The 14,986-nt window shown below is 61.4% G+C and carries 17 protein-coding genes and 1 tRNA gene; 14 read left to right on the forward strand and 4 right to left on the reverse strand.

What is annotated here, in order from left to right:
• Positions 1–53 precede the first annotated feature (53 nt).
• Together DCO45_RS20530 and DCO45_RS20535 are read right to left on the reverse strand one after the other, a co-directional pair.
• The gene (locus tag DCO45_RS20530) at positions 54–836 is read right to left on the reverse strand and encodes an SAM-dependent methyltransferase (protein WP_116927545.1); all 783 of its coding nucleotides are present in this window, start codon (positions 834–836) and stop codon (positions 54–56) included.
• Positions 833–1,429: a Maf family nucleotide pyrophosphatase gene (locus DCO45_RS20535; RefSeq protein ID WP_116927546.1), complete on the reverse strand. Its 597-nt coding sequence runs from the start codon at positions 1,427–1,429 to the stop codon at positions 833–835. Before DCO45_RS20535 ends, DCO45_RS20530 begins: the two co-directional genes overlap by 4 nt.
• Before the next feature lie 26 nt (positions 1,430–1,455).
• Here DCO45_RS20535 and DCO45_RS20540 point away from each other — a divergent pair, with 26 nt between their 5' ends.
• From DCO45_RS20540 to DCO45_RS20595, 12 genes are all read left to right on the forward strand, one after another.
• Complete coding sequence (locus tag DCO45_RS20540; RefSeq protein ID WP_116927547.1) at positions 1,456–2,013, forward strand: YceD family protein; 558 nt, start codon at positions 1,456–1,458, stop codon at positions 2,011–2,013.
• A 155-nt stretch (positions 2,014–2,168) separates the two neighbouring features.
• Positions 2,169–2,351: a 50S ribosomal protein L32 gene (gene rpmF / locus DCO45_RS20545; protein WP_021027949.1), complete on the forward strand. Its 183-nt coding sequence runs from the start codon at positions 2,169–2,171 to the stop codon at positions 2,349–2,351.
• Between the two features lie 129 nt (positions 2,352–2,480).
• Complete coding sequence (plsX, locus tag DCO45_RS20550; protein WP_116927548.1) at positions 2,481–3,533, forward strand: phosphate acyltransferase PlsX; 1,053 nt, start codon at positions 2,481–2,483, stop codon at positions 3,531–3,533.
• 5 nt (positions 3,534–3,538) lie between these two features.
• Complete coding sequence (locus tag DCO45_RS20555; RefSeq protein WP_116927549.1) at positions 3,539–4,519, forward strand: beta-ketoacyl-ACP synthase III; 981 nt, start codon at positions 3,539–3,541, stop codon at positions 4,517–4,519.
• 64 nt (positions 4,520–4,583) lie between these two features.
• Positions 4,584–5,528 carry an ACP S-malonyltransferase gene (fabD, locus tag DCO45_RS20560; RefSeq protein WP_116927550.1) on the forward strand — a complete coding sequence of 315 codons (945 nt, stop codon included), beginning with the start codon at positions 4,584–4,586 and terminating at the stop codon, positions 5,526–5,528.
• A complete protein-coding gene (gene fabG / locus DCO45_RS20565) occupies positions 5,525–6,271 on the forward strand; it encodes a 3-oxoacyl-ACP reductase FabG (protein ID WP_116927551.1) in 747 nt (248 codons plus the stop codon). Before fabD ends, fabG begins: the two co-directional genes overlap by 4 nt.
• 105 nt (positions 6,272–6,376) lie before the next feature.
• Positions 6,377–6,616, forward strand: a complete 240-nt coding sequence (gene acpP / locus DCO45_RS20570) for an acyl carrier protein (RefSeq protein ID WP_021027954.1) — start codon at positions 6,377–6,379, stop codon at positions 6,614–6,616.
• 84 nt (positions 6,617–6,700) lie between these two features.
• A complete protein-coding gene (gene fabF, locus DCO45_RS20575; protein ID WP_021027955.1) occupies positions 6,701–7,945 on the forward strand; it encodes a beta-ketoacyl-ACP synthase II in 1,245 nt (414 codons plus the stop codon).
• Between the two features lie 211 nt (positions 7,946–8,156).
• Positions 8,157–8,618: a hypothetical protein gene (locus DCO45_RS20580; protein WP_133248226.1), complete on the forward strand. Its 462-nt coding sequence runs from the start codon at positions 8,157–8,159 to the stop codon at positions 8,616–8,618.
• Positions 8,619–8,679: 61 nt separating this feature from the next.
• A complete protein-coding gene (gene rpoE, locus DCO45_RS20585; RefSeq protein WP_116927553.1) occupies positions 8,680–9,315 on the forward strand; it encodes an RNA polymerase sigma factor RpoE in 636 nt (211 codons plus the stop codon).
• A 56-nt stretch (positions 9,316–9,371) separates the two neighbouring features.
• Entirely contained in the window at positions 9,372–10,133 is a 762-nt protein-coding gene (locus DCO45_RS20590; protein ID WP_116927554.1) for a sigma-E factor negative regulatory protein, read from the forward strand.
• A 288-nt stretch (positions 10,134–10,421) separates the two neighbouring features.
• Positions 10,422–11,825, forward strand: a complete 1,404-nt coding sequence (locus DCO45_RS20595) for a DegQ family serine endoprotease (RefSeq protein ID WP_232539701.1) — start codon at positions 10,422–10,424, stop codon at positions 11,823–11,825.
• A 158-nt stretch (positions 11,826–11,983) separates the two neighbouring features.
• On the opposite strand, the gene DCO45_RS20600 is transcribed toward DCO45_RS20595, so the two are convergent.
• Positions 11,984–12,060 (reverse strand) — tRNA-Arg (locus DCO45_RS20600).
• A 532-nt stretch (positions 12,061–12,592) separates the two neighbouring features.
• On the opposite strand from DCO45_RS20600, the gene DCO45_RS23070 reads away from it, so the two are divergent.
• Together DCO45_RS23070 and DCO45_RS20610 are read left to right on the forward strand one after the other, a co-directional pair.
• Positions 12,593–12,736: a hypothetical protein gene (locus DCO45_RS23070; RefSeq protein WP_165841243.1), complete on the forward strand. Its 144-nt coding sequence runs from the start codon at positions 12,593–12,595 to the stop codon at positions 12,734–12,736.
• Positions 12,737–12,957: 221 nt separating this feature from the next.
• Positions 12,958–14,061 (forward strand): hypothetical protein, encoded by a 1,104-nt coding sequence (locus DCO45_RS20610; RefSeq protein ID WP_133248227.1) that lies wholly within the window; start codon positions 12,958–12,960, stop codon positions 14,059–14,061.
• A gap of 136 nt (positions 14,062–14,197) precedes the next feature.
• Here DCO45_RS20610 and DCO45_RS20615 read toward each other — a convergent pair whose 3' ends face one another.
• Positions 14,198–14,620: a hypothetical protein gene (locus DCO45_RS20615; RefSeq protein WP_116927558.1), complete on the reverse strand. Its 423-nt coding sequence runs from the start codon at positions 14,618–14,620 to the stop codon at positions 14,198–14,200.
• Positions 14,621–14,986 lie beyond the last annotated feature (366 nt).

The raw sequence follows: 14,986 nt of genomic DNA on the forward strand, positions 1-14,986 counted from the left end.
AGGCACCGCTTTTTTCATGGGCGTGCCGCAACGGCTGCAGCCATTAACGGGGCTTAGCGGCCAATGGCAAACACCATGGGCGTGCGGTTGTCCAGGCTGGTGTTGAGTGGCTTCCACTGCTTGACCAGGCGGCTTTGCGTATTGGCGCTCTCCAGGGTCAGTCCGCTGGAGATGGACAGGCGCGTGTTGGGCTGCAGGGTTTGCAGCAGCGCACCCAGCAGCGCCTGGTTGCGGTAGGGCGTCTCGATGAAGATCTGGGTCTGGCCCTGGCGCAGCGCCAGTTGTTCGAGCTCACGCAGGCGGGCGCTGCGATCGGAGGCGTCGCTGGGCACATAGCCGACAAACGCAAAGTTCTGGCCATTGAGGCCGCTGGCGGCCAGTGCCAGCAGCAGCGAGGTGGGGCCAACCAGCGGAACCACGTCGATGCCTGCGTCATGGGCGGCGCGCACCACCGAGCTGCCGGGGTCGGCAATCGCGGGCATGCCCGCTTCGCTCACCAGTCCCATATCATGGCCTTGCAGCGCAGCGGCAATCAGGCTGCTGCTATCGCTCCCAGCGCTGGTCTGCGGGTGGTGGTCGCCTTTTTTATGGGCTTCGCGCGGCAGCTCGGCAATGTTTTGCTGCTGCAGCGGCAGCGCCAGGGGCGCCACCGCATCCACACGCTTGAGAAAGGCGCGGCAGCTTTTGGCGTTCTCGCAGACCCAGTGGGTGATGCGGGCGGCGGCTTGCACGGTTTGCAGCGGCAGCACATCGGTCAGCGGCGCCTCGGTGGCGCAGCCAAAATCGAGGGGGGTCGGCACCAGGAACAGGCGCCCTTTGGTTGTTTGTTGGTTCATGGCAACACCAATCCGGCAGCGCGCAGCAAACGGGCTGTGCGGATCAGGGGCAGGCCGATCAAGGCGGTGGGGTCGTCGCTCTCGATGGCGTCGAGCAGGGTGATGCCCAGGCCTTCGCTCTTGGCGCTGCCGGCGCAGTCATAGGGTGTTTCTGCCACCAGATAACGCTCGATCTCAGCGTCTTCGAGCGGGCGGAACACCGTGCGCACCACGGCGGTATCGGCCTGCGCAAAGCCAGTGGCCTGGCAGACCACGGCCACGGCGGTGTGGAACTGCATGCTTTGCCCGCTCATCGCGCGCAACTGCTCCACGGCTTTGTCATGCACCATCGGCTTGCCCAGCGGCTGGCCGTGCAGGTCGGCCACCTGGTCCGAGCCAATCACGATGGCATCGGGGTACTGGGCGGCCACCGCATGGGCCTTGGCCAGCGCCAGGCGCAGCGCCAGCGCGGCGGGGCTTTCGCCGGGCTGTGGGGTTTCATCCACATCGGGCGAGGCGGTCTCGAAGGGCAGGCGAAAGCGCGACAGAAGCTCTCGCCGGTAGCGGGAGGTGGAGCCCAGTACAAGGGCGCGGGGCATCAGGGATTCAGACATGCCCAGATTCTCTTACACTGGCGCGCATGACAAAGGAATTTTCAGTCAATCGCCTTGAGATCAAGGCTTTTGCCCACCAAAACGCGGCGCTGGAAGGCGAGCTGCCCCTGGGGCAGCTGGCCCGCTTGCTGGCCGAAGACCAGCGCGGCGAGGCCGCTGCCGCCGAGCCCGTGCGCTGGGTGCTCGATGGTGAATGGGTGGAATCGACCGGCGGCCCAGGCCAGGCCTGGCTGCATCTGCATGCCGAAACCCAGGTGCAGCTGCAGTGCCAGCGCTGCATGCGCCCGGTGGATGTGGCGGTGGAAAGCAGCCGCTCCTTTCGCTTTGTGAAGGACGAGGCCACGGCGGCAGCGCTCGATGACGAGAGCGAAGAAGATGTGCTGGTGCTGGCGCCCCAGATCGATGCGCTGGAGCTGATCGAGGATGAGTTGCTGATGGCACTGCCCATGGTGCCCATGCACGAGGTCTGCCCGGTGGATGTAAAGCTGGAGTCCGCCACCCAGGATTTTGACGACCGCCCTGCGGAAAAAGCCAATCCCTTCGCGGCGCTGGCATCGCTGCGCATTGATAAAACCCAATCCTAGTTCGGGTGGCTTGAAGCCTGCTTGCGATCTTTGCTATAATTTGAGGCTTCGCGCGAATCCCTCGTGTCTTTAATGGGCTAGTCGCGTAAATTTCGGGCATGCGTTTGTGATTGCGCAGGCCATGTCACCAACCCTTTCAAGACTCAGGAGCCATCATGGCTGTTCAACAAAACAAGAAATCCCCTTCCAAGCGCGGCATGCACCGTTCGCACAACGCACTGAACGTGCCTGGCATCGCTGTGGAACCCACCACCGGTGAAACCCATATGCGTCACCACATCAGCCCCAACGGTTTCTACCGTGGCCGCCAAGTGCTGAAGAACAAGTCGGAAGCCTAAGCCATAGCTGTATAAAAAAGGCCCGCAGCTACATAGTAGCGCGGGCCTTTTTTATTTCTTGCCAGTTTGCGGCGCGCTGCGCGCCGAGCTGGAACTCGGTGCGAACAACGTCAAAGAATTACCGAACGAATGATCACACTGGCCGTGGATTGCATGGGTGGGGACGCAGGTATCCGTGTCACGCTACCCGCATGCAAGAAGTTTTTGGATAGCCACCCTGATGCCCATCTGTTGATGGTCGGGCAGGCTGAGGCATTGCAGTCTTTTCAGCACGAGCGTGCCACCATCGTGCCTGCAAGCGAAGTGGTCACTATGGATGACCCGGTGGAAGTGGCGCTGCGCAAGAAGAAGGATTCTTCGATGCGGGTTGCCATCAGCCAGGTGAAGTCGGGCGCCGCACTGGCAGCCGTGTCGGCGGGCAATACCGGGGCGCTGATGGCCATTGCCCGTTATGTGCTCAAGACGCTGGAGGGCATTGACCGCCCGGCTATCGCCACCCAACTTCCCCACGCCAAGGGCGGCGCCACCACGGTGCTGGACCTGGGCGCCAATGTGGATTGCAGTGCAGAGCATCTGCTGCAGTTCGCCGTCATGGGCTCGGCCTTGGTCAGCGCCCTGGAAAACAAAGAAAACCCCACCGTTGGCCTGCTCAATATTGGTGAAGAAGCCATCAAGGGCAGCGAGGTCATTAAGCGCGCCGGCGAGCTGCTGCGCACCGCTGGCCAGTCGGGTTACCTCAATTTTTACGGCAATGTCGAAGGCAATGACATCTTCAAGGGCACGGTCGATATCGTGACCTGTGATGGCTTTGTCGGCAATGTCGCGCTCAAGGCCAGCGAAGGCGTGGCCAGCATGATCAGCAACGGGCTCAAACAAGAGTTCAAACGCAACCTGCTCACGAAGATCGCCGCAGTGATCGCTTACCCGGTGCTGGCGCGCTTGATGAAGCGGGTGGACCACCGCCGCTACAATGGGGCTGCATTGCTCGGATTGCGCGGCCTGGTTTTCAAAAGCCATGGCTCGGCCGACGCGGTGGCGTATGAGCATGCCTTGCGGCGCGCCTATGATGCCGCCCGCAATGATTTGCTGGGGCGTGTGCAGACCAAGATTCAGACGGCAGCGCCCCTGCTGATGTCGGCAGACAGCAATGCTGCTGCCAAAACCGTGACGTCTCCTACCTGAATTCGATGAGTATTTATTCCCGCATTATCGGCACTGGCAGCTATTTGCCGCCACGTCGTGTCACCAATGATGAGTTGGCCGCTGAGATGGCCACGCGCGGTCTGGAAACCTCCGACGAGTGGATTGTGGAGCGCACCGGTATCAAGGCGCGCCATTTTGCAGCGCCCGATGTCGTAGCCAGCGATCTGGCGCTGGAGGCGTCGAAGAACGCGCTCCAGGCCGCCAATATCCAGGCCAGCGATATCGACCTGATCATTGTCGCGACCTCGACGCCGGACATGGTGTTCCCCTCGACCGCCGCGATCCTGCAGCACAAGCTGGGCATTGCCAATGGCTGCCCGGTGTTTGACATGCAGGCGGTGTGCAGCGGTTTTGTCTACGCACTGACGGTGGCGGACTCGATGATCAAGTCCGGCAGCGCCAAGCGCGTGCTGGTGGTGGGTGCCGAGGTGTTCAGCCGCATTCTCGACTTCAATGACCGCACGACCTGCGTGCTGTTTGGCGATGGCGCCGGCGCTGTGGTGCTGGAAGCGTCTGACAAGCCCGGCATCCTGGCCACCGAGCTGCATGCCGATGGCAGCCATGTCGACATTCTGTGCGTGCCGGGCAATGTCTCGGGTGGCCAGGTGATTGGCTCGCCGCTGCTGCGCATGGATGGCCAGGCGGTGTTCAAGCTCGCCGTCGGTGTGCTGGACAAGGCCGCACGCGCTGCACTCGAAAAGGCCAAGATGCAGGAAGCCGACATCGATTGGCTGATTCCGCACCAGGCCAACCTGCGCATCATGATGAGCACGGCGCGCAAGCTCAAGCTCGCGCCGGAAAAGGTCGTCGTCACCGTCGACCAGCATGGCAATACTTCGGCGGCCTCGATCCCGTTGGCGCTGGACCACGCCGTGCGCAGCGGCCAGGTCAAGCCCGGGCAGAATGTGATGCTCGAAGGCGTGGGCGGTGGCTTCACCTGGGGTGCCGTGCTGCTGACGATGTAGCATGGCTCGGCGTTGCCGAGACCGCTGTCATCCGCTGATTGATAAAAACTGATTGAACCGAGACATGAGCGCTTTTGCATTTGTATTTCCGGGCCAAGGCTCGCAGTCTGTGGGCATGCTCGATGCCTGGGGTGGCCACCCCGCAGTGGTTCAGGCGCTGCAAGAGGCCTCGGATGCGCTGGGTGAAGACCTGGGCGCGCTGATCCAGAACGGCCCCAAAGAAACGCTGGCGCTGACCGCCAATACCCAACCGGTGATGCTGGTCGCTGGCGTGGCCGCATGGCGTGTCTGGCAAGCCGAAGGCGGCCCCATGCCGATAGCGGTTGCAGGCCACTCGCTGGGCGAGTATTCCGCGCTGGTGGCTGCCGGTGTGCTGACCCTGAGCCAGGCCGCGCCGCTGGTGCGCCTGCGGGGTGCTGCCATGCAAGAGGCCGTGCCTGTGGGTGCTGGCGCCATGGCGGCAGTGCTGGGCCTGGATGCGGACAAGGTCAAGGCCGTGTGCGCCCAGGTGACGGCCCAGCTGGGCGGCGCCGAAGTGGTCGAGGCAGTGAACTTCAACGACCCTGGCCAGACGGTTATCGCCGGCTCCAAGGCTGCGGTGGAAGCGGCCAGCCTGGCCGTGAAGGAAGCCGGTGCCAAGCGCGCGCTGCCGCTGCCCGTGTCTGCGCCTTTCCATTCCAGCCTGATGAAGCCCGCCGCTGAAAAGCTCAAGCTGGCACTGGCAGAGCTGCAACTGGCCGCGCCCCAGATTCCAGTGCTCAACAACATCGATGTGGCGATGCCTACCGATGCCGATGCGATCCGTGATGCGCTCTACCGCCAGGCCTTTGGCCCCGTGCGCTGGGTGGAGTGCGTGCAGCGCCTGCGTGCGCTGGGCGCGACCCACCTGGTCGAGTGCGGCCCGGGCAAGGTGCTCACCGGCATGACCAAGCGCATCGACCCTGAACTCGTCGGTGTGGCTCTGTATGACCCCGCCACTTTGCAAGAAACCAAAGAAGCCATCGCATGACTGAAACCACTTCAACAGCCAAAGTCGCCCTGGTTACCGGCGCATCGCGCGGTATTGGCGCAGCCATTGCCCAGGCGCTCGGCGCTGCCGGCTACCAAGTGATCGGCACGGCAACGACCGAAGACGGCGCTGCCAAGATCTCGCAAGCGCTGTCGGCCTTTGCCGGCTCGCGTGGTGTGGCGCTGGATGTGAACAATGGCGCCGCCGTCGAAGCGCTGATCGACAGCCTGGTCAAGACCCAGGGCGGCTTGCATGTGCTGGTCAACAACGCCGGCATCACCCGCGACACGCTGGCCATGCGCATGAAGGACGAGGACTGGGATGCCGTGCTGGGCACCAACCTGAAGGCCGTGTTCGGCGCCAGCCGCGCTGCCATCCGTCCGATGATGAAGCAGCGTTTTGGCCGTATCATCAGCATCACCAGTGTGGTGGGTGCATCGGGCAATGCCGGTCAGGCCAACTACGCGGCCGCCAAGGCGGGTGTGGCAGGTATGACGCGCTCGCTGGCCAAGGAGTTGGGCAGCCGTGGCATCACGGTCAACTGCGTGGCGCCTGGTTTTATCGAGACCGATATGACGGCCCAGTTGCCCGAAGAGCAGAAGAAAGCACTGCAGTCGCAGATTGCCTTGGGCAAGCTGGGACAGCCGCAAGACATTGCCAACGCTGTGGTCTATTTGGCCTCAGATGGCGCCGGTTATGTGACCGGGCAGGAGTTGCATGTCAATGGCGGCATGTATATGTAGATTTGACGAAAGTTGAATGCCGTTTCCTCGCGACGGCAAGTTGCACTCAGGTATTGCTGAAGCAGCTAGAATCGCGGGTTCATTCACAACCCCCAGAGGGAAACCATGAGCGATATCGAAGCACGTGTCAAGAAAATCATCGCCGAGCAACTCGGCGTGGAAGAGTCTCAAGTAACGAACGAAAAGGCTTTTGTAGCCGACCTGGGCGCTGACTCGCTGGACACCGTGGAACTGGTGATGGCTTTGGAAGATGAGTTCGAGATCGAGATCCCTGACGAAGACGCAGAGAAGATCACGACGGTGCAGAACGCCATCGACTACGCCAACAGCCACCAAAAGGCTTAATTGATTGCGCATGCACTTGGCGCCCTTGTGGCGCAAGTGTCTTGCTGCCAATCTTCCGAGAGATCAACAAGAAAGTTGTAACGCATGAGTCGCCGTCGCGTCGTCGTGACTGGTCTGGGTTGCATCAGCCCCGTGGGTAACACGGTTGCTGAAGCCTGGTCCAACATTTTGGCCGGTCAATCCGGCATTGACCTCATTACCAAGTTCGACACCACGGATTTCAGCTGCAAGATTGCAGGTGAGGTCAAGGGCTTCGACCTTGAGTCCTATATGAGTGCCAAGGAAGCACGCACGATGGACTCCTTCATTCATTACGGCATTGCCGCTGCCCAAGAGGCAGTGAAAGACGCCGGCCTGCCTTTGGGCGAGGCACTGGATGAAGAGCTCGCAACTCGTATTGGCTGTGTGATTGGTTCGGGTATCGGTGGTCTGCCACTGATTGAGAACACGCACGGTGAATATGAGCGCCGTGGTGCGCGTCGCATCACGCCTTTCTTTGTTCCCGCGTCCATCATCAATATGGTCGCAGGTCATGTATCGATGCGTTTTGGCTTCAAGGGCCCGAACCTGTCGGTGGTGACTGCTTGCACGACAGGTTTGCACTGCATTGGTGAAGCCGGTCGCATGATCGAGTACGGCGATGCCGACGTCATGATTGCAGGTGGTACCGAAGCAACTGTTTCTCCATTGGGTGTGGGGGGGTTCGCAGCGATGCGCGCGCTGTCCACACGCAATGACGATCCCAAGGCGGCATCGCGCCCCTGGGACAAGGGCCGTGACGGCTTTGTGCTGGGTGAGGGTGCCGGTATCGTGGTGCTCGAAGAGTACGAACACGCCAAGGCCCGTGGTGCCAAGATCTATGCCGAGTTGCTGGGTTACGGCATGAGCGCTGACGCCGGTCACATGACCGCGCCCAATATGGACGGCCCGCGCCGCGCCATGCTGGCCGCTCTACGCAATGCAGGTGTCAACGCCGACCAGGTGGACTACCTCAATGCCCACGGCACCTCCACGCCGCTGGGTGACCTCAATGAGACCAATGCCATCAAGGCAGCCATGGGCGAGCATGCCAAGAAGCTGGTGGTCAGCTCGACCAAGTCCATGACCGGCCATTTGCTCGGTGGTGCTGGCGGTCTGGAGAGCGTCTTTACCGTGATGGCCTTGAAGGACCAGAAGATTCCTCCGACCATCAATCTGGTGGACCAGGATCCGGAATGCGATCTGGACTACTGCGCCAACACCGCGCGCGATGCCAAGCTGGACATCGCCGTCAAGAACAACTTTGGTTTTGGCGGTACCAACGGCACCCTGGTGTTCAAACGCGTTTGATGGTGGTTGGCGCCTGGTGCGTCACACCAGCCACGCTGGGATAAGGCCTCTGTGACAGAGGCCTTTGTTGTTTTTGCGCTGCTTCGGTCAGCACGGTGTTGGCGCTTCAACACGGGGTTTGCCCTGCGGGATCGCTGATGGGTGCACTGCAGAATGGGGTGATGCCTCTGTCAATAGCCGCCCAGCCATGCCCCACCATCGCCCAACTGCCTTGATGGCCTTGCAGTCCTTTGCGCTGGTGAGCCCAAGCCGCGTCCGCCTGCTGTTGGCCGGCTGGGTCTGCCTGGTCGCGCTGCTGTGCCTGGCCTGGATGCATGCAGCAGCTCCTACGGCCTTGCCGCGCGCCTTGGCAGTGGCGGTAATGGCATTGGCGGTAGGGCTGGTCTGGCGCATGCCGCTGTGGCCGCAGGGAACTTGTTTGCACTGGACTGGCTCTCAGTGGTGCCTTGGGCCAGCCCCGTTGGCGCTGGAGCAGCGCCAGGAACTGGGGCCACTGACCGTGCTGATGGATGGGCAATCCTGGATATTGCTGCAGGCCCAGGGGTTGCCAAGCCGGTGCCCCAGTCAGTGGCTGCTTGTGGCGAGAGCCGCTAATCCAGAGCGCTGGCCGGATATTCGTCGGGTTTTATACTCGTCGCTTGCCGCTGAACCGCAGAACATCCATCAGGTGTAAGCCTACAGCTGAACAACCACAACAATAGCTGCAAGCTTGTAGCGCCAAGAGGGCCTCTTTTATGACGGGATCGCCAACGGCCAGTACCCCGAATGCAAATGACAGCGATCTGCACCTGGTGCAGCGCACGGTGGCAGGAGATCAAAAAGCCTATGGCCTGCTGGTGCTCAAGTACCAGCGCCGCATCGAGCGCCTGATCGGGCGCATGGTGCGCGATGTGGATCTGGTGCCCGATCTGGCCCAGGAAACCTTTTTGCGCGCCTACCGCGCGCTGCCGCAGTTCCGGGGTGATGCGCAGTTCTACACCTGGCTGTACCGAATTGCCGTCAATACCGCCAAGAAGGCGATGGTCGAGCTCAGCCGCAACCCGGTGATGACCGAGAGCGCGCTGCGCGGAAAAGACGATGACGATGAAACTTATGTGCCCGGGCGCGAACTAACGACCGATGAGACGCCTGAAACGGTGATTGCCGCCCAGGAAATTGCCCAGGCGGTGAACACGGCGATGGACGCGTTGCCCGAGGACCTGCGACAGGCCATCGTGCTGCGTGAGATTGAAGGCATGTCTTATGAAGACATTGCCGCTGCGATGGATTGCCCCATCGGTACGGTACGGTCGCGTATTTTCCGCGCCCGCGAGGCGATTTCCGCCAAGGTAAAGCCCATGCTTGAACGCCAGTCTGGCAAGCGTTGGTAGCTGATATGAGTGTGATGACTGGCTGCAAGGGCCTGGGGCCCGCTAGGAATATGGCTATGAATCTCGAAAACCAAGCATCGAACATGAGCATGCAGGCGGCCTGTGAGCAGTTGTCCGCCTGGGTCGATGGTGAGCTGGACGACCAGGCGCTCGGCCAGCTGCTGGCCGAGCTGCCGGAGTTGGCCCAGGACGAGGCCTGCTACGCCTCGGTGCAGTCCTACCAGGTCATTGGCGATCTGATGCGTTCGGCGCACACACCGTGCTCCGACAGCCTGGCATTCCTGGATGCGCTCAATGCCAAGATTGCACTGGAGCCGCCGTTGGCCGACCAGGGCCAACCCGTGCCTGGTGCTGTCGCCGTGCCGGCGGTGGCCGCTGCCGCTGTGCAGACCGTCCAGCCAGCCGCGCAGGATGCTGCGAACCATTCGGTCTTCCGCTGGAAGATGGTGGCTGGCTTTGCTACCGTGGCCGCTGTGGCGATGGTCGGCTGGAACAGCATCGGTTTGCTCTCGGGTGGCGCAGGCAATGAGGCTCGCCAGCAGATGGCAGCAGCTGCTGCGCCGCAGGTGGTTGCTTCGGCTGCATCACCGAGGTCTGCCGCGTCCAATGCCCAAGGCCTGGTGCAGCAGCAGGTCACGGTGGGCCAGAACTCCAGCATCATGCTGCGCGATCCGCGCCTGGATGAGCTGCTGGCGGCACGCGGGCAGATTGGCGGCACCGCCAACCTGCAAATGCCAGCGGGCTTCTTGCGCAATGCCACTTTCAATGCCGAAAAGCGCAGCGATGGCTGCGCCGACAAGGCTTCACGCCTGTGCTGATGATGCGCTGAACCCCTCAAATAACACCTGCATGGCAGGTGTTTTTTTATGCCTTTCGCGCGCAAAGGCTTGAAACCTGGGTTTTGCTGCCTATCTGATGGTGATGCACGCTTGGAACCTTGAGGCCTATTGCCCCTCCAATTGCCGCAGGGCACCACGAGCGACGCGATTGAATCACTGCGTATACGGTGCCGCCATATTGTCAAATTGAGGAGTGATATGTCTCTAAAGCGTTGGAAGCCTTTTCAGATCAGTGCACTGGCGGCCATCCTGTCCGTCAGCAGCGCGATGATGCTGCCGGCAGCGGCCCAGACCCCTGCACCTGCTGTGGTGCGTGGCCTGCCCGATTTCACCGACCTGGTCGACCAGGTGGGCCCATCGGTGGTCAATATCCGCACGATGGAGAAGGTGTCCAACCGCCAAAGCCAAAGCGGCCTCGATCCGGAGATGCTGGAGTTCTTCAAGCGCTTTGGCTTGCCGGTGCCCAGCATCCCCAAGCAGCAACGCCCCCAGCGCCCCGGCGCCGATGGCGATGAGGTGCCCAGCGGCCTGGGTTCGGGTTTTATCCTGACGGCCGACGGCTATGTGATGACCAACGCGCATGTGGTCGATGGTGCCGATGAAGTGATCGTGACGCTGACCGACAAGCGCGAGTTCAAGGCCAAGATCGTGGGCGCCGACAAGCGCACCGATGTGGCTGTGGTGAAGATCGATGCCACCGGCTTGCCCGCCGTCAAGATTGGCGACGTGAACCGCCTGCGCGTGGGCGAGTGGGTGATGGCGATCGGCTCGCCCTTTGGCCTGGAAAACTCGGTGACCGCCGGCATTGTCTCTGCCAAGCAGCGCGACACGGGCGACTACCTGCCCTTTATCCAGACCGATGTGGCCATCAATCCCGGCAACTCGGGCGGCCCGCTGTTGAACATGCGAGGCGAGGTGGTGGGCATCAACAGCCAGATTTACTCGCGCTCGGGTGGCTTCATGGGCATCTCGTTCTCGATCCCTATCGATGAAGCGGTGCGCGTGAGCGACCAGCTGCGCGCCACCGGCCGTGTGGTGCGTGGCAAGATTGGTGTGCAAATCTCCACCGTGAGCAAGGATGTGGCTGAATCCATCGGTCTGGGCAAGGCCCAGGGCGCGATGGTAACGGGTGTGGAAAGCGGCTCGCCCGCCGAGAAGGCGGGCGTCGAAGCGGGTGACATCATCACCAAGTTCGATGGCAAGCCGCTGGAGAAGCTGGCGGATCTGCCGCGCTGGGTGGGCAACACCAAGCCAGGCTCGAAGAGCACCGTCACGGTGTTCCGCCGTGGCAAGACCTTGGACCTGCCGATCACCATCATCGAAATTCCGTCGGATGCTGCTGCAGACGCTGCTGCCACCAGTAAGGAGCCAGAGAAGTCCAAGCCTTCCACTGCTGCCCAGCAACTGGGTCTGGTGGTCACGGATCTGACCGATGCGCAGCGCAAGTCCATGCACCTCAAGGGTGGAGTGCAGATTGTGTCGGCCGATGAAGCCGCTGCCCGTGCTGGTCTCAAGCAAGGTGATGTGATCCTGGGCATTGCCAACACCGAGATCAATGACGTCAAGCAGTTCGACGCTGCCGTGGCCAAGGCCGACAAGTCCAAGCCCGTCAACGTGCTGTTCCGCCGCGGTGAGTGGACGCAATATGTGCTGATCCGCCCGACCAAGTAAGTCACTGCGCGCTTTGTCGCTGTGCTGACCACAAGCCGGTTTCCGCCATGGAAATCGGCTTTTTTCATGGATGGGTGTGAAAGAGCCAGGCACTGCCCAATACCCAATACCCAGCAACGAAAAAGCCTCAGAGCATTGCTACTCTGAGGCTTTACGTTTGGTGCGGCTGGCAGGAATCGAACCCACGACCCCTTGGTTCGTAGCCAAGTACTCTATCCAGCTGAGCTACAGCCGCTAAGCTGTCGATTATAGCACGCAATTTTTGATCACTGCCATCTTTCTGATGTGCTGGCAGCAAGCACGGTGGTCAAGAGGCACTTGCTGCATCCGGATCTGGAGGTGCTGCGCCCATTATTGTGGCACCAGAGGTGAGGCCCGCAGCCTGCAGCGCCCAGGGCAGCCGTAGTAGATATTCACTAATTTTGGGGATTGACCGTTGGCAGGCACAGTCCGATAGTTAGCGACATTGTTAATTTCTGTATATGGCTGCTGATATGAGGTGGTGCAGGTGTTTGGTTCTAGGCTGGTGGATGGCATCGGGCTGCATGCTCACGCATGCCGTGCCCACGGCTGCCTCATCCGGAGACCTGTCGGCAGCCCACAACCTGGGGTCACAGCACACAGGGGCAGATAGCCAAGGGCTCTACGCAGGACGGCGGGCCAGCGCATGGGCACAAGGGGTGGCGGTGCCCAGCCCTGACATGCAGGCTGCCGCCACGGCGCTTGCGCCAGACGATGGCACGGTTTTCCACCGTGTGCGACACAGCATGGAGGCCGTGACCGAGCAGGCGTCTGGTGTCCTGTCTCGGCCCGCTCCCAAGCTGGGTGGGCTGCTACTGGTGTTGTTGACGGTCTTCGCACTGGTGCTGGGATTTTTAAGCCTGCGCTGGCACCGTGAAACGGCGGAATGACCGCATGCTCCGTGCTGACACCGTCGCCTCTGGCCCCTCCACGCATTCCCAAAAAACATCATTGCGATAGAAATAAATAATAAAACGCTGGGCTTGTTTACATCTAGAAGCAACAATGCGTTCCAACGTTTGAAGTGACTATGAAGCTGTTGTTTCGCATTTTTTCAGTAGGCGCGGTCTGGTTTTGGGCATGCTTATGGGCACCGGGCGCGAGCGCTGCCGTGGTTGCCGCAGCGGATGTGGTGCCGGAGGCGACATTCCAATGGGGCAGCAGCGGCCCCGACCAGTGGGGGCAGGTGGGGCAGACCAGAGCAGGCTTGGCCTGGGTCACCACCGACTTTCCCAACAGCGGCAATGGCTCGCTGCGCCTTGACTTGCCTGTCACCTCGTCCAAGGCCGGGCTCGCTTACTACCCTGCTGCCACCTTCGGCAAGCTGTCGGGGCTGACCACCGTCTCCTACCAATGGCTGGTGCACAGCACCGATGTGGTCGACCAGGCGCCCGTGCTGCGGCTGTACCTGCGCAATGCGCAAGGGGTGCATACGCAGACCCTGGTCTACACCCCGGACATCGCCGGCGTGCACGGTGTGGGCCTCAACCAGTGGACCACCGCCGATATGCTCCACGGCATCGTTTGGCAAGGGCGCAGTGCGGCGCAAGGTGGCTTTGATCCCAACATAAGACGGCCATTTTCGGACTTTCAAGCCGACCCGCGCTTTGCCGACATGGTGGTCTTTGCCGTCGAGGGTGGCGCCGGCAATGGATCCAGCGGCTTTGTTGGCGCCATCGACAATATCGAAGTGGTCGGGCCGCTGGCCTCGGTATCGGCCAACTTCGAAGTGGTGCCGCCTACGGCCTCCATACTGTGCGACAAGACGCAGCTGTTGGATTCCGACGGGCAAACTGCTAGCTGCACCCTGAGATTGAGCCGGCCTGCGCAGGCTGCGCTGACCATTGTGCTGAGCACCTCCGGGGACACGGCGCGCTACAGTGGTTGCGCCGGTCCGCTGGAGATTGCAGAGGGCGCCAGCACGGCGAGCTGCACGGTCACGGCCACCGCCAATACCGTGAGAGGCGATGGCCAGGTCAGCGTGTCGGTTGCTATCGCGCCAGCGGCCAACCCTGGCGGCTACAGCTTGCTGGCGGGCACATCGGTGGCAACCATTCAGACTGCCGATGACGACAAAGAGGTGGCCGCTCCTGTGCTTATACCAGCTGCTGTCGCCGTTCCCGTTCCTGCGCTCTCAGGTGGCATATTGGGATGGTTATCGCTTGGATTGTTGGGGTGCGGCGCTTTGCTGAAGCGGCGCAGTCTGCGGTCTTGAGGCATGCGCAGTCGGACAAGCACCTCGTATTGCTATCGCTCGCCTCATTTTTTTCAAAAGCCCGTCTCCATGGACATTGCAACTTTTGGGCAGAAGTGCCAGACCTCACCGGTGCGTTGAGGGGTCATCAGGCCGCTCAGGATGAGGCCATGTTTGTGCCTGGGGCTGGCTGCTTGGATGCCGGTAACCAAAGAACCCATGCACAGGCCGCCACAGCGGGCAGAAATGACGCCCCCGCTGCATAGTGAAACGGGTACCACCAGTACACCGCCAAAGCCAGCGTATAGAGGGCAGCCACCCCGAGCACGATGCGGCTCGCAATGCGCCAGCCAAGGCGATGGCGAGGCAGCAGGACACCCATGCTTGCCCATAGCAAGATGCACAGCGAGTTGAGAAAGTTGCTGACCACGGGGACCATGATGGCGTCGGCATCGCTCGGGTAGACCATCGCATCCAGATTGGCCATCAGCACCCATGTTGTCAGTAGGTTGGCCAGGACGACAGTGCCGAGAATGAGGCCTGCTGCTTGGCGTTGTGAAGTGGGCTTTGGTAGTTGCATTGCCCCATGCTAAAAGTGCTGGGTGTGCGGAGTTTGAGCTGGGCGTGAGGTGGACGTGAAGTGGGGGATTCTCTTGCATGCCTTCGCGGGACACTCAAAGCGTATCAAAGACTTGCTTCATGGCAATGCGCCTTGCCTGCGAGGACATCGCTCCGACAGAACCTGCTGACGACGTGGCTTGGCGAATATCGGCCTGAGTGAATCCATTGCTTTGCATTGGACAGCAAGCCTGTCATCAGTGGGCTATTCCCTATACCAAACCGCTAGGGAAACTCTGCAAAAGTCCCAGCCCGCCCCACCGCATGGGATGATCCGCGCATGAAGCAAATGAGCCTGGCTACCGGATTCGAGAAGAAGTCCAAACGC

The organism is Comamonas sp. JNW (genome assembly GCF_003105075.1).
Classification (GTDB): Bacteria; Pseudomonadota; Gammaproteobacteria; order Burkholderiales; family Burkholderiaceae_C; genus Comamonas; species Comamonas squillarum.

Bases quoted from the DNA above. Each gene is read 5' to 3' on its own strand.
- DCO45_RS20530 (WP_116927545.1), bottom strand. From the start codon at position 836: ATGAACCAACAAACAACCAAAGGGCGCCTGTTCCTGGTGCCGACCCCC.
- DCO45_RS20535 (WP_116927546.1), bottom strand. From the start codon at position 1,429: ATGTCTGAATCCCTGATGCCCCGCGCCCTTGTACTGGGCTCCACCTCC.
- DCO45_RS20540 (WP_116927547.1), top strand. From the start codon at position 1,456: ATGACAAAGGAATTTTCAGTCAATCGCCTTGAGATCAAGGCTTTTGCC.
- rpmF (WP_021027949.1), top strand. From the start codon at position 2,169: ATGGCTGTTCAACAAAACAAGAAATCCCCTTCCAAGCGCGGCATGCAC.
- plsX (WP_116927548.1), top strand. From the start codon at position 2,481: ATGATCACACTGGCCGTGGATTGCATGGGTGGGGACGCAGGTATCCGT.
- DCO45_RS20555 (WP_116927549.1), top strand. From the start codon at position 3,539: ATGAGTATTTATTCCCGCATTATCGGCACTGGCAGCTATTTGCCGCCA.
- fabD (WP_116927550.1), top strand. From the start codon at position 4,584: ATGAGCGCTTTTGCATTTGTATTTCCGGGCCAAGGCTCGCAGTCTGTG.
- fabG (WP_116927551.1), top strand. From the start codon at position 5,525: ATGACTGAAACCACTTCAACAGCCAAAGTCGCCCTGGTTACCGGCGCA.
- acpP (WP_021027954.1), top strand. From the start codon at position 6,377: ATGAGCGATATCGAAGCACGTGTCAAGAAAATCATCGCCGAGCAACTC.
- fabF (WP_021027955.1), top strand. From the start codon at position 6,701: ATGAGTCGCCGTCGCGTCGTCGTGACTGGTCTGGGTTGCATCAGCCCC.
- rpoE (WP_116927553.1), top strand. From the start codon at position 8,680: ATGACGGGATCGCCAACGGCCAGTACCCCGAATGCAAATGACAGCGAT.
- DCO45_RS20590 (WP_116927554.1), top strand. From the start codon at position 9,372: ATGAATCTCGAAAACCAAGCATCGAACATGAGCATGCAGGCGGCCTGT.
- DCO45_RS20595 (WP_232539701.1), top strand. From the start codon at position 10,422: ATGATGCTGCCGGCAGCGGCCCAGACCCCTGCACCTGCTGTGGTGCGT.
- DCO45_RS23070 (WP_165841243.1), top strand. From the start codon at position 12,593: ATGGAGGCCGTGACCGAGCAGGCGTCTGGTGTCCTGTCTCGGCCCGCT.
- DCO45_RS20615 (WP_116927558.1), bottom strand. From the start codon at position 14,620: ATGCAACTACCAAAGCCCACTTCACAACGCCAAGCAGCAGGCCTCATT.